26 protein-coding genes are annotated in these 21812 nt (G+C 61.2%); 11 read left to right on the top strand and 15 right to left on the bottom strand.

All coding sequences use genetic code 11. The annotated features are described in order from the left end of the window. Positions 1-224: 224 nt before the first annotated feature. Positions 225-503 (bottom strand): hypothetical protein, encoded by a 279-nt coding sequence (locus AC1U7K_RS00500; RefSeq protein WP_480248853.1) that lies wholly within the window; start codon positions 501-503, stop codon positions 225-227. A gap of 39 nt (positions 504-542) precedes the next feature. Beyond that, on the bottom strand, positions 543-746 hold the full coding sequence (locus AC1U7K_RS00495; RefSeq protein ID WP_480248852.1) for a response regulator: 204 nt from the start codon (positions 744-746) through the stop codon (positions 543-545). A gap of 608 nt (positions 747-1354) precedes the next feature. On the opposite strand from AC1U7K_RS00495, the gene AC1U7K_RS00490 reads away from it, so the two are divergent. The 5 genes from AC1U7K_RS00490 to AC1U7K_RS00470 all read left to right on the top strand — a co-directional run bounded on the left by AC1U7K_RS00490 (position 1355) and on the right by AC1U7K_RS00470 (position 3761). Continuing rightward, entirely contained in the window at positions 1355-1780 is a 426-nt protein-coding gene (locus AC1U7K_RS00490; RefSeq protein WP_480248851.1) for a response regulator, read from the top strand. A gap of 121 nt (positions 1781-1901) precedes the next feature. Beyond that, positions 1902-2558, top strand: coding sequence for a hypothetical protein (locus AC1U7K_RS00485; protein ID WP_480248850.1), 657 nt, complete (start codon positions 1902-1904; stop codon positions 2556-2558). Between the two features lie 71 nt (positions 2559-2629). Then, positions 2630-3094, top strand: a complete 465-nt coding sequence (locus AC1U7K_RS00480) for a GAF domain-containing protein (RefSeq protein ID WP_480248849.1) — start codon at positions 2630-2632, stop codon at positions 3092-3094. 216 nt (positions 3095-3310) lie between these two features. Continuing rightward, positions 3311-3598 (top strand): hypothetical protein, encoded by a 288-nt coding sequence (locus AC1U7K_RS00475; RefSeq protein WP_480248848.1) that lies wholly within the window; start codon positions 3311-3313, stop codon positions 3596-3598. Between the two features lie 19 nt (positions 3599-3617). Next, positions 3618-3761 (top strand): hypothetical protein, encoded by a 144-nt coding sequence (locus tag AC1U7K_RS00470; protein WP_480248847.1) that lies wholly within the window; start codon positions 3618-3620, stop codon positions 3759-3761. A gap of 23 nt (positions 3762-3784) precedes the next feature. Here the strand turns inward: AC1U7K_RS00470 and AC1U7K_RS00465 are convergent, their stop codons facing one another. Further along, positions 3785-4363, bottom strand: a complete 579-nt coding sequence (locus AC1U7K_RS00465; RefSeq protein ID WP_480248846.1) for a response regulator — start codon at positions 4361-4363, stop codon at positions 3785-3787. A 247-nt stretch (positions 4364-4610) separates the two neighbouring features. On the opposite strand from AC1U7K_RS00465, the gene AC1U7K_RS00460 reads away from it, so the two are divergent. Next, on the top strand, positions 4611-4958 hold the full coding sequence (locus AC1U7K_RS00460; RefSeq protein WP_480248845.1) for a hypothetical protein: 348 nt from the start codon (positions 4611-4613) through the stop codon (positions 4956-4958). A gap of 315 nt (positions 4959-5273) precedes the next feature. On the opposite strand, the gene AC1U7K_RS00455 is transcribed toward AC1U7K_RS00460, so the two are convergent. From AC1U7K_RS00455 to AC1U7K_RS00425, 7 genes are all read right to left on the bottom strand, one after another. Then, positions 5274-5768 carry a response regulator gene (locus AC1U7K_RS00455; protein ID WP_480248844.1) on the bottom strand — a complete coding sequence of 165 codons (495 nt, stop codon included), beginning with the start codon at positions 5766-5768 and terminating at the stop codon, positions 5274-5276. Between the two features lie 227 nt (positions 5769-5995). Further along, a complete protein-coding gene (locus AC1U7K_RS00450; protein WP_480248843.1) occupies positions 5996-6493 on the bottom strand; it encodes a response regulator in 498 nt (165 codons plus the stop codon). A gap of 276 nt (positions 6494-6769) precedes the next feature. Further along, positions 6770-7138, bottom strand: a complete 369-nt coding sequence (locus AC1U7K_RS00445; RefSeq protein ID WP_480248842.1) for a hypothetical protein — start codon at positions 7136-7138, stop codon at positions 6770-6772. A 149-nt stretch (positions 7139-7287) separates the two neighbouring features. Further along, complete coding sequence (locus AC1U7K_RS00440; protein WP_480248841.1) at positions 7288-8013, bottom strand: hypothetical protein; 726 nt, start codon at positions 8011-8013, stop codon at positions 7288-7290. A gap of 165 nt (positions 8014-8178) precedes the next feature. Further along, the gene (locus AC1U7K_RS00435) at positions 8179-8619 is read right to left on the bottom strand and encodes a hypothetical protein (RefSeq protein WP_480248840.1); all 441 of its coding nucleotides are present in this window, start codon (positions 8617-8619) and stop codon (positions 8179-8181) included. A gap of 47 nt (positions 8620-8666) precedes the next feature. Beyond that, on the bottom strand, positions 8667-9002 hold the full coding sequence (locus AC1U7K_RS00430) for a hypothetical protein (RefSeq protein WP_480248839.1): 336 nt from the start codon (positions 9000-9002) through the stop codon (positions 8667-8669). A gap of 581 nt (positions 9003-9583) precedes the next feature. After that, entirely contained in the window at positions 9584-11218 is a 1635-nt protein-coding gene (locus AC1U7K_RS00425) for an SGNH/GDSL hydrolase family protein (RefSeq protein ID WP_480248838.1), read from the bottom strand. A 415-nt stretch (positions 11219-11633) separates the two neighbouring features. On the opposite strand from AC1U7K_RS00425, the gene pyrE reads away from it, so the two are divergent. Continuing rightward, complete coding sequence (gene pyrE / locus AC1U7K_RS00420) at positions 11634-12203, top strand: orotate phosphoribosyltransferase (protein ID WP_480248837.1); 570 nt, start codon at positions 11634-11636, stop codon at positions 12201-12203. Between the two features lie 12 nt (positions 12204-12215). Here the strand turns inward: pyrE and AC1U7K_RS00415 are convergent, their stop codons facing one another. After that, positions 12216-13187, bottom strand: coding sequence for a PrsW family intramembrane metalloprotease (locus AC1U7K_RS00415; RefSeq protein ID WP_480248836.1), 972 nt, complete (start codon positions 13185-13187; stop codon positions 12216-12218). A 438-nt stretch (positions 13188-13625) separates the two neighbouring features. Between AC1U7K_RS00415 and AC1U7K_RS00410 the strand changes: the two genes are divergently transcribed. Beyond that, entirely contained in the window at positions 13626-14459 is an 834-nt protein-coding gene (locus AC1U7K_RS00410) for a FecR family protein (protein ID WP_480248835.1), read from the top strand. A gap of 10 nt (positions 14460-14469) precedes the next feature. Here the strand turns inward: AC1U7K_RS00410 and AC1U7K_RS00405 are convergent, their stop codons facing one another. After that, positions 14470-14808, bottom strand: a complete 339-nt coding sequence (locus AC1U7K_RS00405; RefSeq protein ID WP_480248834.1) for a hypothetical protein — start codon at positions 14806-14808, stop codon at positions 14470-14472. Positions 14809-14845: 37 nt separating this feature from the next. Between AC1U7K_RS00405 and AC1U7K_RS00400 the strand changes: the two genes are divergently transcribed. Next, positions 14846-15280 (top strand): rhodanese-like domain-containing protein, encoded by a 435-nt coding sequence (locus AC1U7K_RS00400; RefSeq protein ID WP_480248833.1) that lies wholly within the window; start codon positions 14846-14848, stop codon positions 15278-15280. A gap of 2 nt (positions 15281-15282) precedes the next feature. On the opposite strand, the gene AC1U7K_RS00395 is transcribed toward AC1U7K_RS00400, so the two are convergent. Next, on the bottom strand, positions 15283-16152 hold the full coding sequence (locus AC1U7K_RS00395; protein ID WP_480248832.1) for a phosphodiester glycosidase family protein: 870 nt from the start codon (positions 16150-16152) through the stop codon (positions 15283-15285). 153 nt (positions 16153-16305) lie between these two features. Here AC1U7K_RS00395 and AC1U7K_RS00390 point away from each other — a divergent pair, with 153 nt between their 5' ends. Both AC1U7K_RS00390 and AC1U7K_RS00385 read left to right on the top strand, forming a co-directional pair. Continuing rightward, the gene (locus AC1U7K_RS00390) at positions 16306-17778 is read left to right on the top strand and encodes a sensor histidine kinase (protein WP_480248831.1); all 1473 of its coding nucleotides are present in this window, start codon (positions 16306-16308) and stop codon (positions 17776-17778) included. Then, positions 17775-18386 carry a hypothetical protein gene (locus AC1U7K_RS00385; RefSeq protein ID WP_480248830.1) on the top strand — a complete coding sequence of 204 codons (612 nt, stop codon included), beginning with the start codon at positions 17775-17777 and terminating at the stop codon, positions 18384-18386. Before AC1U7K_RS00390 ends, AC1U7K_RS00385 begins: the two co-directional genes overlap by 4 nt. A gap of 192 nt (positions 18387-18578) precedes the next feature. Here the strand turns inward: AC1U7K_RS00385 and AC1U7K_RS00380 are convergent, their stop codons facing one another. Both AC1U7K_RS00380 and AC1U7K_RS00375 read right to left on the bottom strand, forming a co-directional pair. After that, positions 18579-20075, bottom strand: a complete 1497-nt coding sequence (locus AC1U7K_RS00380) for an NADH-quinone oxidoreductase subunit N (protein ID WP_480248829.1) — start codon at positions 20073-20075, stop codon at positions 18579-18581. A gap of 3 nt (positions 20076-20078) precedes the next feature. Next, a complete protein-coding gene (locus AC1U7K_RS00375; RefSeq protein ID WP_480248828.1) occupies positions 20079-21809 on the bottom strand; it encodes a complex I subunit 4 family protein in 1731 nt (576 codons plus the stop codon). Between the last annotated feature and the right edge of the window lie 3 nt (positions 21810-21812).

Here is a 21812-nt window from a genome sequence, read left to right as displayed (position 1 = left end):
TTGTTTCAGCGGCCGCCGTAGCGATGACAGCTTGGAAGAGTTTGCGAGGCGGTTTCGGTCGCCTTGCTGCAAGTCCCGGGCGATCCAAGCAAGCCGTGGAACTGATTCAGTCGAGGATTCGGGCAGGCGAACAGGTCCTGGAGACGGAGCACAAGAAACTGGACGAGGCCATCAGCGCTGCCCGCCAGCGGCTACGCCGCCGCCGTGCCGAAGTCGCCTGCTCCTTACATGGGCAGCGAGCGGTCCTGCTTTTTGTCCCGCCAAGCTCGGAGCGTGTCTCTGAGCCGTTCCATCTGGTCCTTGCCTGCCGCGAGCACTCGGTGTGCTTCCGCGGCCGTTTCCCCCACCAGGCTCGCCGTTCGGTACGCTTGACGCCGTGCCCGCGCGACCCGCATCGCACGGTGAAGCGTCTCGGCCAGAAACTCGCGGTCTATCGGTTTCGGCACAAAGGCGAACGCGCCGCGTCCTTGCAGCAAGTCCTTGGCGTCGAGATGGGCGGACATGAGCAACGTGACCGGTGGCGGTTGGACATGCAGCAGCGCTTACAAGAGCCACGCGCCGTTGGCACCGGGCATGATGAGGTCGGTCAAGACGATGTCCGGGTGCGCGGTCTTGACGACATCAACGGCCTTGTGCGCGTCCACGGCGGTCAACACCCGGAGATCTTTGACGCGCAACGCGATCGTGTCGGGCAGGGCGATGAGGAGATCCGGGTCATCATCGACGATGAGCAGCGTAGACGCCATACGCGTAGAGTAATGAGAGAAGCGTAACGTCGTATATCAGTACCGCCACACATTGCTGCGGGCGGGCCGCCTACGCATCGACCCTTGACTCAAGCTGGTCCGCTGCGCTGCCATGCCTCCTTTCCCGCGATCGCGCGAGAGTTGAACGGCGGACAGCACGATGACGGTCAGCCCCGGCCAGCCATTCGAGAACGTGAACCGATGTATTGCTGCGCGCTACAACGGCGAGCCGAATGACCGTCTCGCGGTCTTTGGCCAACTCGGCGAGCATCTCGTCGTCGTTACGCGGATGATTCGCGACCCTGGAATTGGAGTCAGGTCGCGTCATCCTGCATGAGCCGAGCTTAGAATCTCTGGAGTCGCACGCGGCGAACCGCCGAAGAGCGGGTTCAGGCGCCTGAGCAAGCTCGTACAACACTTTTGAATCATCATGCTCGCTGTCCCTGTCCGCTTCTCTCTATGTCGGCCCTCCCGTCAGGCCTTAAGCCTTCGCTGCTGTCCAGTTGCCTGACACATCAAAATGGCGATCCTGGTCTCTCCCTTCGTTGGCGGCCGAAGGTAAGCGCACCGCGCAAATGTTAGAGTCGTTACAGACAGGGGATGATCCGATGCCACGCGTACTTGTTTTAGAAGATGACCGAGAAAGCTTGGACGCCTTAGCGGCCCGACTCGCGTTTTGGTTCCGAGCGATCAAGCCGATCATCGATACGGCTGACGCAGCGTCAGCGGGATTGATTCTCGCCGGCGAACATGCCTACGACTGCCTGCTGCTCGATGTCGTCATGCCGGGTGTGAACGGGTTGAAGTTTGTGGAACAGGTTCGAGAGCGGCAGCCGGATGCGCGCGTGATCCTGATGAGTGGCCGTGACGACGACCGTAAGTCCTTCGAGCGGCTCGGGGTCTGCGCCCTCCTCGCGAAGCCCATTGACTTCCCCGCACTGCGGAAGCTCGTGGCGTTCGCTCTGAGTCTGGATGCTACGAGCGGTGACCCGCGATCCCTCGCTCCTGCAGTGAACAGGACGGTCGTCCCCTAGTCCTTTTCTTTCTTCGCACGCGGTCTCTGCATGATAATGTCTTCGTCTGACAGAGACCGTCATTCGCCACCTGTAGTAATCCAACGACAGATCGCTACACTCCAGTCATGGGGGAGGCGGGATGCGGCCGCGAGAACGACTGATCGTCGTGACCACAGACACCGAATGCCTGCACCTGGTGTCAGGGGTGAGAGCCCAATTGCCGTACGTGGACGCCGAGGTGTACGACTCTTCCAGCCGCGCAATGCATGCCTTGCAGCACTCGCCATGCAGTGTCGTCGTGTCTGATCTCTCGAACGGCGATGGCTCTATTCCAGTGAGCGACCTCATGCGGAATGCACCCGACACACCGCTCATCGCACTCATAGACACACGCGAGCGCGAGAGGATTATCGAGGCAGCCAGCGACGTGCTGTTCGAGGTGTTGTGGAAGCCGCTCGGCCCACTCGATCTCATGAAGAGTCTGCGAGAGGCCATCAGCCTGTACCGGCTACGGCGGCATTTGGCCCATGCCAAACGATCGGTACAGCGACTGGAAGGTCTCCTGCGGGTAGCACACGAGCGGATGCGAGAAGTGCAACACAAGCAACGAGTGGAATTCGAGCGTGCGCGGTGGGCCGCTGCACAAAGCTGCGTGCTCTCGCACCAGGCCATAGGCATCATTCAGGCGAGACTTCGCGCTCGTGAGGAGGTCGTCGCGAAGTACACGGCACAGCTCGATCACGCGACCGTCGCCGCACACGAGCGCCTGCGCCAACGACTTCGAGAAGTGGCATGAGTGCTCGACCAGCGTCCTGCGCGCAGCGAGCAGGCCGCTCATCATCGCCTTCTTGACGGGGCACGACGGAGATGCCGGAATTCGAGAAGATCACCGTGTTGCTGAGCGACTGCCGATGCCTTCACGACCTTACGTCACTCGTCTCACAGGCCGCCCGGCGGATCGTCGGAGCGGATGGTGCGACGTTTGTCTTGCGTAAAGGCGACATGGTGCATTATGTGGACGAAGATGCGTTTGCCCCGCTGTGGAAGGGCAAGATCTTTCCCGCGTCGGCCTGTGTCTCGGGTCACGCCCTTCTGAACCACACGGATGTGATCGTGCCAGACATCGCGGAAGACCCGCGTATCCCGACGAAACTCTATCTCCCGACCTTCGTCAAGAGCTTAGCCATCACGCCGATCGGCAATGGTGCGGCGCGTGGCGCGATTGGAGCCTACTGGAAGAGGTACCATCAGGCGACAACCAGCGAGATGGCAAAGCTTCATCGGCTTGCCGAGATGGCGGACTCCGTCCTCGAGCGGCTTCCGGACCGTTGAGCCCCTCCCCCTCGATCCCGCACGATTCTCCCAGCTCGCGAAAACCCGCCTCCCCGTTCGAGACGCTTCCCAAGCGCGTCCCTCGCATTCATCCGCAGCTCTTCCTATAGGCGTTGGTGTACGGCGTGTTTCCACATGATATTGCTCCGGTGTCCGACTGACCTGGCCGACGCACCTCCCTTAGAAATGCAACCATTTTCGGCCTGGAGGTGAGTGATGGCGAATCATGACGCGGAGTGGATTTTTGTCTGTGATGAATGCGGCGAAGAGTGGCCTATATCCGAGAAGGCGCACGTCGGGGAGCATGAACTGGTACACGGCCATGCGGTGTACCAACGGCACAAGGCGAAGTACGAGGCCAAGAAGCGTCGTCGAACCAGCCCGGTGCTCCAGCCTCAGAGCAGCACGGCTTGCCTGTCTCGATTCCATCTAAATTTCGGTGAAGCCGACTTTGAATTGCAGGTCGTGCCGAGCCCTGAGCACACACGTCGTCCTCGTGCGTAGCGACGGAATGGAGACATGGATGCTCGTGTGCGAACAATGTGGCAAGGAGTGGCGATTAGAGGATGAGGAACAGGCGAGAAAGCACGAAGCGAGACACAAGCACACCGTCTACCAGGAGAAGAAGGAGAACGAGCAGAAGAAACCACGGAGCACGGAGCCGTAACGCAAGCCTGCGAGCGCCTACAGCTATGCGCACTCTTCGCGGTCGTCGTTCCTGCGGTTCACCGAGGGCGGTCTGTATCGCTCGTACACGCTGTGGCCGTAGTGCTGCTCGTGTGCGCGCACGTCGTCACGGTGGCTCAAGGGCCATTGCTGCTCACATTCATCACAGATGAAGAGCCAGTCGTGATCAGAATCGTCCGAAAGAGTCCGTACCGTCTGATCGCGATGAAGGCGCTTCATGAGCAGGTCCTGAACCGCACTCCGAAGCCGGGCCGTCGTAAAGGGCTTTCGGAGAAAGGCGTCCGCGCCTGCGCCCACCACCTCATCGTGGACGGCGTCGGTCACGCTGCCACTCACGGCCAGGATGGGGCATCCCGGCATCCGGCGGCGTAGCTGTTTGAGATAGTCAACCCCGCCGCCTGGCATGTAGATGTCTGTGACAACCATCGCGACGTCGTGCTTGGCGACCTGCTCAAAGGCTTCGTAGGAATTCGCGGCTTCCACAACGGGCCGATTCAGCGGATAGAGCGCGTCCGCGTAGAGACGGCGTGTCTCGTCCTCGTTTTCGATGATCAGGATGACCGATGGAGGCTTCTCGGGCATGATGCAGTCAGTATCCCTCGTCCGCACGCCGCGCTCTATCCCGCCCGAGCGTAGAGGCATGTGGGAAGATGGCAGTACCGGAAGGCCATTGGTCCTTAGTGCGATCACATATTCGACGTGTTCCGCCACGCATGCCGTTTCAACGGACGGCAGCCCATTCGACCTCACCATCGTTTTGACGGGAAGATCCGGACGTAGCGGGTTTCATGGGACTGTGGTATGAGGGTCGGCCTTACGGCTCACCGCCATGCTGCAGCGCGCAAGGATTGTTCACGGCGTACATGTCACAACCGTCGTGACGGTTGATCGGACGCCACGAGGGACAGTAGGAACGGTCGATCTGGTCCGAGAAGAGCGGAAAGACTCGCCGTGGGCATTCAGCGTGCGGTGGTTACGTGGTCGTGAGAAAGGCCGCTACAGTCGCTACTTTACAGAAGCCGATCTCGGCCTATTTCGGCTTGCCTCCGACGGCGACGTGCAACGCGCCCTCGCGAAGGCAACCGCCGACCTGGGACCGCAGCAACTCACCCTTCCGTATACCGAGTGGCTGTTGATTCGAGACGGTCGGGTCGTCGATTGGTTTGAGACGTGGTAGCGGCTCACCACGTGGCCTGCCAACTCTCTACCCGATTCCGTGCGGTGTCGTCTCGTCGGTCTCCTGCCGAATCACGACGCCACACGTTCTACAGATGGTCGCGCCGGTCGCATAGCCGGATACAGTGATTTCTTTTTCGACTCGAGCATGGCAACACGGCTCGCTTCCCACCCGCTTCCTTTCCCACTCCCGCCTCAATTGCCGTGCTTTGTGGGGATACATCGTGATGTCAAGATAGCAGAGTGCGATGGGCCCGGCAGCCAGGGATGGTCGTACATTCGATTTCCTATTGTGGAGCACTATCAACCGGTAGGGTTACGAAGCGCGACGGAGGGTCTGGTTGAGGCGTTCGTTCAGCTGCTCGATGCGCTGGTGAAGGTCCTGTTCTTCAGTGCGGCTGAGAAGTGACTCGGAAATCGGCGGCGCCGCGCGCCGCAGCAGTTCCGAGCGAAGAAGAGAACGAGTCACGGCGGAATAGAGCACGTCCACATCGACCGGTTTTTCGAGCACCGCATAGGCGCCGCACCGCAGCGCTTCTTCTTGCAGTGCCGCCGAGCCGTAGCCGGTCAGGAGAAGCACCGGCGTATCAGGAGCAAGAACCCGCATGTCTCTCAACAGATCCAGGCCGTCACGACCCGGCATCCGAAAGTCCGTCACGATCACATCGAAGTGCCGACGCGTGATGAGCGAGAGCCCGTGCTCCACTGTTGTGGCTGTTTCGATCACAACATCTCGGTTGCTCCGTTGCAACGCTTCCGTAAGCGCGATGAGGAACGTCTGTTCATCGTCTATGGCGAGAATAACCGGCATCCTCATGCTCCTGGCGCAGGAGATGGCGCGCCTCGTTCTGGCGCAAGTAGGGGACGAATAGCCCGGATTTCCAATTATCTGACATGGACCTTCTCCCCGATTCTCCGTACTGTTGTGGGAGGGTAACCTGCAGAGCGGCTGATCCGATTCCCGGATATGGGGCCGGTGTATCGTACTCGCGGTCGGCGTCTGGGAGGGCGGGTAGTAATTTAGTCGTAGGCCGCTGACTACTCGCTGTCCTGCTCGGCGTTCAGCGTCCGCCGTAGTCGTTCATTGAGCTGTTCGAGCCGTTCCCGAATGCGTTCGTTCGGCGGCCATACGAACGGATTCTCGCGGTACGTCTCGGACCGCCGCCTGATGCTCGAACGGAGCGCGGCGCGCTTCACGACGGAGTAGAAGGCGTCCGGATCGACCGGCTTGTGCAGGAAGGCATAGGCGCCGCACTGTGCGGCCTGATCGGCCAAATCCACATCGCCGTATCCACTCACCAGGATGACGGGAGTATCGGGGCGCAAGTTACGACAGGCACCCAGAAACTCCATGCCATTCAGCCCCGGCATTCTGAGATCCGTCGCGATTACGTCGTAGTCGCCGTGCTCGACGGCCCACAACGCCTGTGTTGGATCGGACAGAATATCGACGTGGCCGTCCGCGTCGCGTCCGGTGAGGTATTCGCGTGCCGCCTGCAAGAACGTCACGTTATCGTCGAGCAACAGTACACGCATGATCCTAGGCTACAAGGCGAGCGGCATTCGGACAAGTCGGTTTTCAGGGAACCACTTTTCCGTAATGTCGAACCTGGCTGAGTAGGAGCGACGCCGACTCGCCTGCACGCGGAAGCGAGCAGGCCTCGGGGAAGCCACCCTTTCTGCGGACCAGCAAGCCTCTCTCGCTCATGCCGCTCGGCGCCCGTACGGCATCGTCCCGACTCTCGAAGCCTGCCGGGAGGCGAGCCATCCTCGACTGGCACGAGAAGCGGGGTATCACGGCGGTTCGTTTCATCACCCCCGCCTCGGTATCATCGGATGCGGTATGCCGCGGCCGATAGCCGGCGTCTTGCTCGCGCGCCCTTTGCGAATCGCGGCAATGATGGTGATCGCCCAGACGGCGCAGAGGGCCAATACACGATTGCCCACGGCCAGGTCGAGATGGCCTGGAGGAGAAAGAAAAAAGGCGACGAAGGTCAGCACGCTGCCCAGCGTTGCGGTGATGAACAGCGGAAGCAACGCCGTCGGAGGCGTGAACACCGCAACGAGCGCGACCGGAATGACATAGAGCACCGGCGTGGCGAACCCGAGGGGGACTTGGACATCCAGCAAGAACAGGAAGACGGCGAGGATGGCAGCGACAAGTGGTACCCCTATCCGCATACGGCCAGGATAGCGAACTGTGCCCAGCGTGGGGTACCAGTCGGTCTGTATGTTGCACTAGAGGACAGCGCTGCAGAATCTGTGGGAGGGATACTGTCGTTGGGTCAACGACGGATTTGTCCGGTGTCGCGGTCGCGCAAAGGTGAAGCTTATGAGGCTCCATTCGAATGATCACGGAGCGCTGTCCCGTGTGTCACCCTCATGAGTTCAGCCTGCAGGCGGGACACCTCTTTTTCCAGATCCATCATTTTCAGTTCCCGTCCCACCACCACATCATGGAACGCTTCGAGTTCCATCACCTGTTCCTTCAAACGTTCATTCGCGGCTTGAAGGTCTCGTTCTGATTGCTTCAGCTTCTCGTTCTGTTCGGTGATCTCCGCCGTTCGGTCGGCGATACGAGCCGCGAGCTGGGCTCGTTCCGCCTCCAACTCTTGTTGAATTTCGGCCCGCCGGGCAATTTCACTCTGCAACTTGAGATTGAGCGATGTGAGTTCTTGATTGACGAGCGCGAGCTGAGCCGGGCTTGGGAGAGCGACTGCCTTGGGAATGAGTGGCCACAGCGCGACGGCGCTCGCGACCGAGATCCCGGCCGTCACCACTTTGATCGCGCCATCGAGCCAGTACTTCGGCTGCCAAATCGTCCAGATTCCCATGATATGGGTCGTCCCGCATGCGAGAATGAACGCGCCGAAGAAAAAGAACACCCAGGTAAACGGCAGATCCCGGCGTTTGATCACAAAGTACACGAGGGCCGCCGGAATCGAATAATAGGCCGTGGCGATCAGCGTGTCCGAAATCACAGGGGTCCACAGAAGCGAAGAGTCCCACAGCAAACAATACCCGTGAGGCAACGTCGAGAGGGAACTACTGGACATAGGCGACCTCGTGATCCTAGTGGCTGGTGAACGGTGTGGTCAGAGCCGGCAGCTCATTATAGGATCGATGCCGACACGGTTCTGTCGGCATCTATCCTACGATATAACGAGGCGCGAGAAGAACGGCGGAATGACGGCTGGCTGGAAGAAAATCTTCTCGATGATCTAGCAGTACGGACACGGCACAGCGCCGGCGCCCATGGGTTCATCTAAGGGTGGGCCGCCCGGCATGCCGGGCAGGCCGCGCCCGACACCTTGCATGGATTGCATGGGATTCCCCGTCGCGGAGGACAGTGGCGCGCCAAATGATTGTCCTGGTCCGGCGCCTTGTGCCACGCCGGAGGTCGGTCCGGCACCGGGAGCAAACCCTTGCAATATCCGAGGAGCGTTGGTGGGCTGCGAGGGCAGCAGCGGTGTATTCGGGCCGGCAAGTGGTTGATTCCCCGCCGGACCGAAGGCTCCATTCGGCGTCACGGTTGGATTCGGCACCCCTTGGGGTGAAGGGAGCGGGCTGGTCTGCGACCAAACGAGTGGCGAAAGCAGCAGGCTGCCGGCGACCACGATTGTGACGATTGCCGTCGTGATCGCTGCTGGTTTGATCCCCATCGGATGTGACCGACGACAAAGACTGCCGCAGCGTTCTGCGATCCTCATCACGGATTCTCCGCGCCTCTCTCTCCGACAGAGCGTTGTTCCTCGCCCGTTGGGGGAGAAACTTCGCGACTGCGGCGCTGCCCCACACCCGGTGCGCCTGTCTCACCGAGCACTGCGGGTGGGGGCGGTGACACGGGTTCGAGACCCGGAATATCGACAGTCGTATTCGGCGTCCGTCCCGGTGTCGTGATGCCGGGGATTGGCGCCATTCCGGCTGTGATGCCAGGCCCGAAGCGGCTCCCGCCTGGGACCGGCCCGAGGTAGGGTTGCGCTCGGATGATCGGAGCGACGAAGATGGTCGAGAGGACGATCAGCCATGTGGCGGTCGTGCGCATGGTGCACCTCCGGTTCGTCCCCATCACCTTACGCCTCTTCCCCACCGTTTCGCACGCAGTTTGTCGGCTGAGGTCATCTGCCTCCGCCCGCCGCCCCCATTCCACCGCCGCCCGCGCCGGCGCTGGAGCCTGACCCAGAGGATCCGAGCCCGCTTGACCCAGGGCCCGTGGACGGGGCGGTTCCCGTTCCCGGTGAGAGGCTTGGGCTGGGGGTCGTCGATGGACTGGTCGATGGAGTCGATGGCGATGGACCGGGTGTTCCCAACCGTATGCTGGAGTCTGGCGTGGAACCGGGAGGGCCGGGAGGCAGCCCGCCGCTCGGCATCCCAGGCACACGCGTCGTCCCAGGCGACGAAGAGGGTCCGAGCGCACCGCCGCCGGTCCCACCGGGTGCCGTTTGCCCGTAGGCCACGGCGCTTGAAACCATCGCAAGAACGAACGAGGTCGCTGCCAGTGATCGTCGCGTCATGGTGCACCTCCTTCTCCACAGCCTACCGCGCCGGAGGTCGGGAAAATAGCAAGCCCTCCGAAACGCCTCGTCCGCCGGCCACCGACACCGTGAGATTGTCCGGGACCTGGCGCTATCGCACGGCTGCTTGATTCGCAGTGACACTCCTCACCTTCCCGTTCCGCGCGACTTCTTGCCCAAGCGCCTCGACGAGGATCCGAGCGGCGAGTGCATTGCCATGGCGGTTCCAATGAATATCGTTGTCCACGTACAATCGCTGATCGTCGACCTTCGCGCGAAAATGAGGCGTGAGATCGATGACCTTCACGCCTCTCTCTCTGCCCCACGCCTGTAATAGGCGTTGCGGCTTGTCGAAGTCGTACGCCTCGGGGGCTCCTCCACGCATGTCCACGTACAACCGTTGCAACCCTGCGTCGACCTGCTCTTCGGCGGGCAGTAACACCAAGACCCAGGGGATGCCGCGTTCCTGCAGCACGTCATTGAACTGCTCCAGAATCTGCTTCGTGTCGTTCCATCGCTCCAGGAATGTCGGTGTGTCCTGCTTCAGAAACTGATCCCCCATGCCTTGGATCATGCGCACGTACCGAGGCGTCCATCCGGAAAATGGTCGGGATGTCGTGGCAACTTCAGATCCATCTTGACCGGCCCCGAACATGCCAAGCTCCGAGCGGCCCATCGCGCGCTGGATCTGCCCTCTCGCCAGAATCCATGCATACTCGAGGTCATGTGCGAGATACCAGTGGTCCCACGACAGATGATCGTGGAACCAGTTGCCGTTGATGTGCACGCGATGCCGATGCCCTGCGACGACAATTTGGGTGCCTTGCGCCGGCATCAGGTCATTGCCGATGAAAAAATTGAGCAGCACGAGATCCGGCCGATAGGCCAGGCCATGTGATGTGAGCAGCGAGAGGTACTCTTCCGGCTGATAGCCGACCTGACCCAAATTAATGACTTCTGTTGGACCTGTGGATCGATCGAGTCCCTGCTCCACGAGCGTGAGGAACGCCTCGTCGTATCGAACGCCGGAGCCCCACGTAAAGGAATCGCCAAGGGCCACGATTCGCAGGCCCTGTGCTGTCCGGGCCAACGTTCTTTCGCGATCGCGAAAGCCTCTGGAATTGGTCCGCATCCCCGAACTATCGGTCACGTGCCCGGGAATGCCCCCGCCCGGCGTATGGGCGGTGGCGCTGAAGAGCCCGCTCTGCGCGAGCAGCGGATCGGCCAGCCGCATGACGGCCTCGGCGAGTATGAGAAAAATGAGGGCGTTGATCACGATCACACGCAGCCAGTGGAACGGCCGGCTCGCCACCATCCGCTCCAAGCTCGCCGGGTGCAGGAGCATCCAGGCTGCCCAGAGCAGAACGAGGACAAGGCTCAACAGAAATCGATCAATGTGATGGTTGAAATATGGAAGCGGATAATACACGAGGAGCGTGAGCACGACCGGCCCCCACCACAGGATGCATCCGAGAGGAGACCAGCGTTCGGCCATCGCGCTTTGCCGAGACGCCGGTTGCAGCAGACGCCACCCATTCCACCCGCACAGCAGTGAGGCGAGCAGGCATAGAAGGCCCAGCCACGCCAGCTTCACCGGGTCCCAGGTGCCCGACATCCCGGTTCGCGAGAACGCCGGCACGATGAACGTGATGAGGTCCACGGCGGTTGCGGCCAGCATGACGGCGGTGATCGCACACATGGCCGCGAGGAGGCGGGGAGAAGTGCCGAATCGCCGTGACATCGTCATTAGTTTAGATCTGATCGGGGTGCGTCATGCGCGCGGCCGCGGCCCGCTTTTCGAACGTAGGGCAGCCGGAGCGGGGACAGCGGCTCCGCTTGAAAGACAGAGCGGCGTGGACCGCTCGGACGCTTCGTGCGGCGCGCCGCTGAAACTCGCGGCGTCCGAGCTTCGCTGAACGCCGCTTCGAACAGTCAGCGTCTTCCTCGCCGCGCTTTCGCTGAGCGGTTCCCCACCCCGCTCTGATGGCGCTGCGCCGCTGTCCCCGCCCCGCTGTAAGATAGGTTCTAGCAATGTGTTCGGCTATGAAGGCTCGCGCAGTCTACCGAAGGCCCGAGCGGGAAATCTACAGGTTCCCCATGATTACCCAAGGAGCGGTTGATTCGTCTCATGGCGCCGCGTATGATCCGCGCGCCGGATAGCCATGCTACGAGACGATCTCGCACGTGCCTTCATTGAGACGCAGTCGTTCAGGACCGACCCGAAGGGATTTACGTTGGCCTCGGGAGCGGTGAGCCCGTTCTACGTCGATTGTCGCGTGCTGATGGCCCACCCTGGACCGCGCCGACTCGTGGCGCAGATGGCGGTCTCGATGATTCAGCATCTTCCCCTGGACTGCATCGGTGGCCTCGAGATCGGGGCCATCGCGATCGCCACCGCAATCTCCGATGAGGCGTATCGAGGAGACCCAAGCCGCGCCTGGCGTACGTTTGTGGTGCGTAAACAGGCGAAGGCCCACGGGACGGGAAAGCTGATCGATGGGGCCATCACGGTCGGCGACCACGCGCTCATCGTGGACGACGTGCTGACGAGCGGCGGGTCGGTGCTCAAGGCCATCGCCGCGGCGCGGGAGGCCGGGCTCACTGTCTCCCATGCGCTCGTCATCGTGGATCGAAAGGAGCAGGACGGTCGCGCCACCGTCGAACAGACGGGCGTGCGGCTGCTGAGCCTTCTCACCGTGGAGGACCTTCAGGCAGCGGCGAATCCGGCCTAACACTTGGCCGTCTTACCCTAACTTGGCCCCCGCCGGCATCAACCGCTCTTGCTCTCTCCGGACCTGCCCGAGCCCATCCTGAACAAACCCGAGGATCGCGACCCAGGCGATAAAGCCCAAGATGACATATTTCGCATCGAACGGCAGATCGAGCGGTGAATTCCAGACCATGTGCAAGCCCATGGCTAGCGCGAGCACGCGTACAAATCGAGGATCGCGGAGCATATCCGGCCGAAACGGCTCATCCCCGCGCACCTTCCACAGCGCCGCACCAACGAGCGCCGTCCACAGCACATGTCCGCCGAGCATGCTGAGGAGCCCGCGGCGGGTGATGACGTCCAGCATGACTTCTTGCCCACCCTGCAACCCAAAGATGAACGCGTAGCCCGCGGATTCGAACGCGGCGAAACCCGTCCCGACGGCGGCACCGAACAGCAGCCCGTTCAGCGTCCACCGGTACTTCAGCTTGTTGACGACGAGCAGTAAGGCGCTCGCCTTGCCGACCTCTTCGATAATCCCCGCGCTCATCGCGCCAAGCCAACTATCGAGGTGGGTGGCCTTGAAGAGAAACAACGACAGGATCAGTGACAGGATTCCGCCGACGAACAGCAGGCGGATCACTTGATACAGCGGGACATTGCGCACCACGTTCACTTCGAAAAACAGCACAAGGATGGAAAACGGTATGAGCAGCGAGCCGATCGAGATCAGCCCGGGCACCAGAATGAGGTTTTGGAATTCCGTGAGCGCGAAAACGAATCCGAGATAGACCAGCACCGAGACCGTAAACAGCTTGAAGAAGACCCAGGGTTTGGGCCAGGTCGTGGTGACCTCAGGGAGCGGAGGCGTCGTCCGGGTGCCGACATTGAAGTACTCTTCGATTTCTTCGTCGCTGCGCTTCTTGAAAATATCCGAGAACGTCTCACGGACGCTGAAGCCTTCGACCTTGTTGACACCGACGGCGGCGCTGATGTGCCCGCTCAACTGATCGATCCACCCGGCTGTCCCGTCGGTAGGCAGGGCGGTGCCCAGTTGCCAGAACGAGCGGCCGATCCGCGGAAGTGAATCTCTTGAGCGACGATCCGGATGTCGCTCCGCGACACGTCCAGCTTTCGGCCCGCGCGCCCGACCACGGCCTTCTGAGGGCGAATCGCCAAGCGCATGCCCTGATCGGGGCCTGACAGGCAATAGAGGAGCCAGGATTTCTCGGCAGGAGCGACATTCCCGTTCATCGGCAGGAATTGTAAGCGATGCCGAAGAGATGCGTCCAGGGAAACGTGACAGCGAGGAGAGCCATGGGCAGTCGGGGACTGCCACGCGTCGCAAGTAGGAATACTACCGACGACGTAAGTAAAGAGAACCCGGCGTCATCGCCACCGACGGCCCGACGGCTAATGACAACGGTGCCATCTATGGTGGGACATGCTCACGATCCCCTTGTCCGCGGCTCGCGTCGCCGTGCTGTCGCTCAGCATGTCGGGGTGTCTGTCCGTCTCGCCGGAACGGATCGGCACGGTCAGCCGCGTGCAGGGAAACGTCTATGTCGCTCGTGATGGCCTTCCGCGCCCGCTTCGCATCACGTTCGGCGACGGCCTGTATGTGAGCGACGTCCTTCAGACTGAACCGCGGTCACGCCTCAACATCGCCCTCGAAGGGGCGAGGCAGGTGACTATCGGCGCGAACAGCCGCGTGGCCGTCGCCAAGCAATCCGCCGAAGATGGCTTGACGTTCACGCTCGACCGCGGAACGGTGCGCAGCCATCCTCACGGTGAAGCGCCCGAAGCTCCATTGCGCTCGACGCCCGTCCATGTCGTCGCGAACGGTGTCCGGACGACCGGAGAAGAAGACTTCATCGTATGGGTTGAGGAGCCGGTGGGCGCCTCGCCGCCAGATCCCGAGGACCGGGCCCGGCAGACATGGGCGTTCAATATCGGCAGCGCACGTCCCGTGGTGTTCGGTTCGGCGGGCGTCCCGCTGTCCATTCCGCCGGGCTTCTTTTCTGCCGCACTCAGCGACTATCCGCCAATCCTGCCCGTGCCGCTGCAGCAAGCGCAGGACCTGACCAACACGGTCGTGCAGGCGACGTCGTTTCTCGTCTTGCCAACCCCGGCTCTTGCCACGAGTCCCAAACCGGCGATGAAAAGTCGGACCGTCCCGAGTGCCGGCGCGACGATCAAGGGGTGCCGCCCCCAGGCACGCCAGCTGCCCTCCTCGAAGAAATTGCACGGGAAACGCCGTCCCATTCGATGTGTCTGACGCGGCGTCATCAGGGCCCGGAACTCTCGCTCCCGCTCTTACACACGAACTCGATTCCCCAGCGGCGCTCCTCGACCATTTCCATTCCTCCGGCGCTCTCACTGATCCGGTTGCGGCCCTTGGTCTCCCCTTCCCGGACGACGCGATACGGACCACCGCACCGCTGCTCCATGAGCCTCATGGCGTCCCTACGGAACGGCGACAGCAGTGACCCGCTTTCCTTGAATGGATAGATCACAACGCCGCCGTTCTCGGTCCTCTGAACGAGACGCGCGCCGCCATCGCATGCCGACAGGGTGAGGATGAGCAGCCCCAGGGCCGCAACGGACGTCCTTGACCCACTTCTCATCGGGGACCTAAGATAACGGTGAACCAGGAGGCTGACGATGGCACCACGGACATTCTTCACCTCGCTGCTGCTCGCCGTCGCGCTCGGCCTTGCGATGGTCGGCGGCGTGTCGGCCTATCATTCCTACCTCCTTACGGTTGCCCAGTTGCGCGCCGGGCTGGACAAGGCACCCTCACCGGGCCGCAAAGGGTTCATCCTGGTCGATGTCCGCTCATCCCAGGAACACGCGACCGGCATGATTCCCGGCACCGATCTCAACATTGACTTCCGGGAAATCAAAGCGCGCCACCGGGAGCTGCGTGCGAGCTTCGACGACCATATCGTCGTCTACTGCCAGTCGGGACATCGGAGCAACATTGCGGCGGAAGCGCTGGCTGACCTCGGCTACCGCCACGTCTATAACGTGAGCGGCAGCATGGACGCCTGGATGGAAGCCGGCTATCCGGTCGCACGGCCACGACGGCCCGGATAAGCTCACGGATTCTGCCGAGGCGCCACGCCAATGACCGACGGGAGCGGAATGTGGCCCATGCCGCTCCCGTCGATGAACGGTCGATAGCTCTTGAGCGCCTCCGCATGAGCCTCTGCGAGTTCAGGATCTATCAGGAGGTCCGAGGAGCCGCCTCCGTCCATCACCATGGCCTGATGGATATCTGCCAGTTGATCCCGCAGGCAGAGGGCGAGGTCCCAGAGGCCGACCCCTTCCGTCGTCTTCATCAGTAGGATGTTGCCGTCACGGTCTTCGGCCACAATGGTTTGATGTGCGCGCTTGCCGCTCTGTCGGACGCGCGGCTTGCCTTTCTGATCCAGAAGCATGAGCGATTGTGCCGCCTCCCGATACGCCATCGTCTCGACGGAAAACGGTTCGGCGGCCAGATCGACGACCCGCGCCTTGCGCAGACCAGGCACCGTCGGCTCCGCGACGAACAATCCCTGCCACTGCGGATGGCGCTTGGCACCCAGCGCCCGCCCATCCTTGAAGAGCCAGCCCAGGTAGGAATAGTCATCTCGAAACAAGCCGGCATTGAACAACACGACGGCGCCCGTGCGACGCTGCCATTCCTTCGTCGTCAACGGCGCCGGCAATTTTTCATCGACGTAGTGGTAGGTGGCAAACCGATACTGCTCGGGGTCGATCTTGACCACCACGAGCGGAGGGACGTCCTCATCACACTGGAGTCCCGGCTCCCACACGGCGAGCATGAGTCCGTCACGAAGCGGGCGCCAGGAGAGACCGTCCTCGCTCGACGCATTCGGAGTTCCGGCGAGCAGGACCGAGAGCACAATCAAGACGGCGCGCGGCGACCAACGGGCACCGGCTCGTTCGACACAGGACAACGTCATGCGGAGACGGAAGGGGTTCGCGCGTCGGGGCCAGGGACGGCTGAGTATAATGACGAGCGCGCCACGCGTCAACGACCTACTTGATTTCCCCCAGACGATCCGCGAAGACCGTTATTGACTTATCCACGATCATTGCTAGACTGACCCCAATTTATGGAATCGCCCCGGCGTACCCGGCTCTCGATCTTCTGGCGACTGACCATCGGGTTCGTGACGATCATTGCGCTCGTCACGGCCGTGAACCTCTTTGCGTTGCATCAAATCCGCCAGATCACCGAATTGAGCACCCAACTCGTCTCGCGGCACTACCCCGCGATCGAGAGCGCCAAATGGATGATCGACAGCCTCTACAGCCAGGTCCGGAACGAGAAGAAGTATTTGGCCGTGCGGGATGAAGGCTTTCTGGCGCATTTCGATGACGATGCGAAGAAGTTTCGCGAGACGTTGTCCCTGCTCCTCGTCCAGGACATGCCGTCCGACGCGCGTCAGGCGCTGAAAGAGGTCGAAACACTGCACGACGAGTACCGCATTCTCTTTCACAGCGAAGCGCGATTCCAGCCGGTGCGGACGCAAAAGATGAGCAAGGAATACGACGCCCGGCGCGATGAGCTCGTCAACCGGATGACGAGCCTACTGGAATCATTCATCGGACGGCATGAAGCCACCGTCGAGACGGTCGTCAACGATGCGCGGAGCCGGTCGGAGCAGGCCGGGATCATCACGAAGCAGCTCGGCATCATCGCCTTGTTCCTGGGGCTGCTGTTGGCCGGACTGGCCACCTACAGCATCTTGGCGCCGTTGCGGCGGCTTCAGGAACACATCCGGCAGATCGGACAAGGCAATTTCAAGACGGCGGTCGACGTGCCCGCGCCGAGCGATCTTCAAGAGCTCGTGGACTCCGTGGGCGTCATGGCCAAGAAACTCCAGGAACTGGACGACCTCAAGGCGGAGTTCGTCTCCCACATTACCCACGAACTGCGGTCACCGATGACCGCGATCCATGCGGGCACACAACTGCTCTTGGAAGAGATTCCGGGGCCCGTGACTCAGGCGCAGCGCGAGACGCTCGAGTTGATGGTGGAGAGCAGCCGGCAATTGATCGATATGATCTCCAGCTTGCTGGATCTCTCAAAGATCGAAGCGGGCATGATGGAGTATCGGATCGTCTCGACGGACGTCAAACGCATTATCGACACGGCGATCAACAAGATCCGGCTTCTCGCCGACCGTGAGCATATTCGTCTCAGCATCGAGGCGCCGCGGGGGCCGGTGTTCGCCCCCGTGGACGATGCCCGTATTCAGCAGGTATTGGACAATCTGCTTTCCAATGCGGTCAAGTTCAGTCGCGAGGGCGGCGCGATTCACGTCAAAGTCGAGCCGGACGCCAAGGAACGCGTGCTCCGGATATCGGTCTCCGACACCGGCCGTGGGATTTCGCCGGAATCGCTGCCGCACATCTTCGAGCGGTTCTACCAGGGGACGATGCGGGCACGCGGCGGAGCGGCAGGCACCGGCATTGGCCTCGCCCTCGCTAAAAAAGTCGTAGAGGCACATGGCGGCCGGATCTGGGCGGAAAGTGAGCTGGGGAAGGGAACGACCATGACGTTCGTCCTGCCTCTCGCATGAGCATGTCACTCCGCGGTGCCGCCTCTCTCGCGGTGCTTGTCGGCTGTTTCACCGCCTGCCAGCCGATGACGCCCCCTCCCCCGGAGCCTTCGCTTCCGTCAACCGCCCCCCTGTTCGTCGTCGACGAGAACGACGCCAAGCTCTATCAAACACTCGCGAAGGAGCAAGACGCTCGGCTGGCCCGGTGCGCGCAGGACCGCTCGTGCGATCAGGCGCACTTCACGCGGGGTTTGATCGCCTTGTTTGAAAACCAACAAACAGCGGCCAAACATTTTCAGGACGTGATCGCGCTCGCTCCTCGGGGCCGGCTGTCATCGATCAGTGAGGCCTGGTTGAAGGTGCTCTCCGAGAAGCGTACCCAGGAGGAGCGTGAGACGCCGTTCATGAAGAGTACCCAAGCGGCTTTGCTCGAGCTCCTGCAGCATGAGCAGGACGTGGCGCATCGCGAGCAAAACATGCGGCAGGAGCTTACGATGCGGGATAAGAAACTCGAAGAGCTGACGGCACAGATCGAGATCCTGAAGCAGATCGATCAGGAAATGAACGAAAAAAGCGCCCGCACGCGCCCAAAGCCGAAGCCAGCACCCGGCTTCCCCCCGGGGAACTAACGCCCCTTCCGTCCCTCGAGGACTTGCGCACCTCTTCCTATCCCAAAGGCTTCGCCCGCGGCCACCGCTGACAACCGGGCATCCAAGCCAGTTCAACCCTGATCCGATGCTCGGCATGATGAAGCCCGAGGAAGCCGATGGGAGGAAAGCGGCACTCGAACATGAAGAGACTCGATCAGCGCGAGACGACCGTCATCCGCCGGACGGCGAAACGGGAGGGATGATCCCGGCAGCCGGGACCGTGAGGTTCGAGAACATCATGGTTGCGGCGACGGCCCACTCAATAAAGGGCTTGGGGTAGATGCCGAGGATCAGGGTGCCCGCCAAGCCCACGTAGATCACGGTTTGCATGGCGGGTGAGATCTGAATCGGCGAACGATCGATCGGCTCGTTGATGTACATCTTTTTGACGATGACGAGGTAGTAGTACATCGAGATGACGACGTTGATCAGGCCGACGATGATCAACGTATAGAGTTCTTCTTTGATCGCGGCGAGGAAGATGTAGAGCTTGCCGATGAACCCGGCCAATGGCGGCACGCCGGCGAGGGACAGGAGGAACACCAGCATGGCGAACGCCAAGAACGGCGAGCGACGATTCAGGCCGTTGTAATCTTCGATTTCATCGCTTCGGATCAAATTGCCCACCGCGATGACCACCGCGAAGGCCCCAAGATTCGCGAACAGGTACGTCAACAGATAGAAGAGGATGGCGTCCTCGCCCATCTTGGTGCCGGCGGCCAGACCGATCAGCACATTGCCGATCTGCGCGATACCGGAGTAGGCCAACAGCCGCTTCATATTTTTCTGCGCGATGGCCACGATATTGCCGTAGGTCATCGAGAGGATCGAGACGCCGACCAGCAACAGAACCCAGGCCGGCTTGAACGCCGCCATCGAGACGAAAAACAACCGCAGGAGAATCGCGATGGCCGCCCCTTTGGGCGCGATGGACAGAAAGGCCGTCACCGGGGTCGGGGCGCCATGGTAAGTGTCGGGAATCCAGCTATGGAACGGGGCCGCGCCGATCTTGAATCCCAGCGCCGCAAAGATCAGCAGAAAGCCGATGACGAACCCGGGCGTCCACGAGGTGGTCGCGATATCGGCCAGCACGATTTTCCCCGTCTCGCCATACACCAGGCTGATGCCGTAGGCCAGGAGCCCGGCGGCAAAGACGCCGAGAATGAAGAACTTGAGCCCCGCCTCATTCGACGCAAGGTCCTCGCGCAGATACGCGACCAGCACGTAAAAGCCGAAGGTCGAAAACTCCAACGTGATGAACACCGAAAGGAGGTCGTTGGCCGACGCCATGAACATCATGCCGAGCGCCGACATCAGGACCAGGAAATAATATTCCCCTTTGAAGAAGCGGAATCGCTCGACATAATCGATCGAGGCCAGGACGACGAGGATGGTCGCGCCGACGATCAAAATTTTGAAGAACACCGCCATCCCATCGACGACGAACATCCGATTGAAGAGCGTGCCCGTGACGTGCACCACATCGAACCAAATGAGCGTTCCCAGCACGGCCGCCAAGCCCACGACGCTGAGATAGGCGAGCCGCTCCTTGGGGATTCGCGGGAAGCTGAAGTCGACGATCAGCACGACGCACAACCAGAGCGTGAGCAACAGCTCCGGCAACATGACGAGCAGATCGGCGGTCGACAGGTTCAGAGAGAAATTCATCGCTTATCTCAAGTGCTGAGCGCCGAGTGCTGAATGCTGAGCAGCAGGCAAGAGGTGTTCGGTACTGCTTCCCGAGTTCAGTGTACGGGATGCGGCATGCGAAGCCTCTGATGAAGGAAACTCCCCGGCCCCGGCACTTCGCACGGACTCGGCACTCATGCCTTCCGCCTTAAGCGGCACCACTTGGGTGATTCTTGCGATCAACGGATCGACACCCGACCGGATCACGCTATAGAAATGCCCAGGGAAAATTCCAAAAAAGATGCTCGTGGCGATCATCAGCAACAACGGCATGCGATCGACGAACGTCACAGTATCGTGCGCATGGCTGTAGTGCCCCACCGTCGGCCCGTAAAAAATCCCCCGCATCATGCGGAACAGATAGGCCATCGTGAGTACGATTCCGACCACCGCGACCAGGACTTGCAGCGGGTACTTATGCCAGCTGCCGACGATGATCATGACCTCCGCGATAAAATTGACCGTGCCGGGCATGCCGATCGACGCCATACAGGCCACGATAAAACACGACGCGAGAAACGGCATGCGGTTCACGAGCCCGCCCAACGACGGAATGTCCCGGGTGTGGGTCTGATCGTACACCCATCCCGCCATGGCGAAGAGCATCCCGGTGGCCATCGCATGGGCAAACATATAGAGCACGGCGCCGCTCAGGCTGATGTAATCGAGCGCCGCCATTCCGAGAAACACGTAACCCATGTGGCTCGAACTGGAGTAGCCGATGACGTACTTCGTATCTCGGGCATAGAAGGCCACGAAGCCGCCGTAGACGATACTGAAGACGCACAGGATGGCCGCGATCGGCATCAACTCGCGGGTCGTCTCCGGCAGAATCTCATAGGCGACCCGGATGATGGAGAAATGCCCCAGTTTCATCAGGACGCCGGCGTGCAGCATACTGGTGGCCGCGGGCGCCGCCGCATGGCCAACCGGGGACCAGGAGTGAAGCGGCCAGATCGGCGCGATCGAGGCAAAGCCAAAGAACACGAGGAGCCAAATGATACGCGAGAGCGTGTCGGAAAACTTCGCGTGTTCCCGGAGGACGAGGATGTCGAAGGTATTGAGGCCTGAGAACTTGTAGATCAGCAGAATCCCCATCAGCGCGACCACGGCGCCAGCCGACAGGAACAACACGAGCTTCATCGCCGCATACTCTTTGCTGTTCGACGCGAAATTGAAAATGAAGCCGACCGAGTCGCGCTTTTCGCGGCCCTCCGCGCTCGTCATCTCGAGGTAGCCCTTGGTGTGGCTGCCCCAGATGCCCAGGAGCAGATACATGGGGATCACGGACATTTCGTAGAAGAAGTACAGGAAAAACAAATCCAGGCACATGAACACGCCGATGGTCGCCGCCGCAAGGATCAAGAGCGTGATGCAGAACTCCTTGATGCGATCCTTGATGTGCCAGGAGACGAAGATGCCGGCGAACAGAAGGATCGACGAGGCCAAGACCAGCGGCGTACCGATGCCGTCGACGCCAAGATAGAACGCAATCCCCAGTTCTTTCGACCATTCGTAGCGCTGGATGAATTGGAAGCCGGCCTTGACCGGATCGTAGGCGTAAAACAGGTAGAACGACCCGACGAGCGACACGAACGCCGATGCGGCGGCGACGAGGCGCACCTCCAAGGCGCGCGAATTGGGAATGAACAGCAGAATCGCCGAACCGACGAACGGCGCAAACAGGATATACAGCAGCAGATACTCGCTCATCCC

The sequence above is a fragment of the Nitrospira sp. Vd2 genome (genome assembly GCF_979581665.1).
This window is presented reverse-complemented; position numbering and strand designations above follow the sequence as displayed.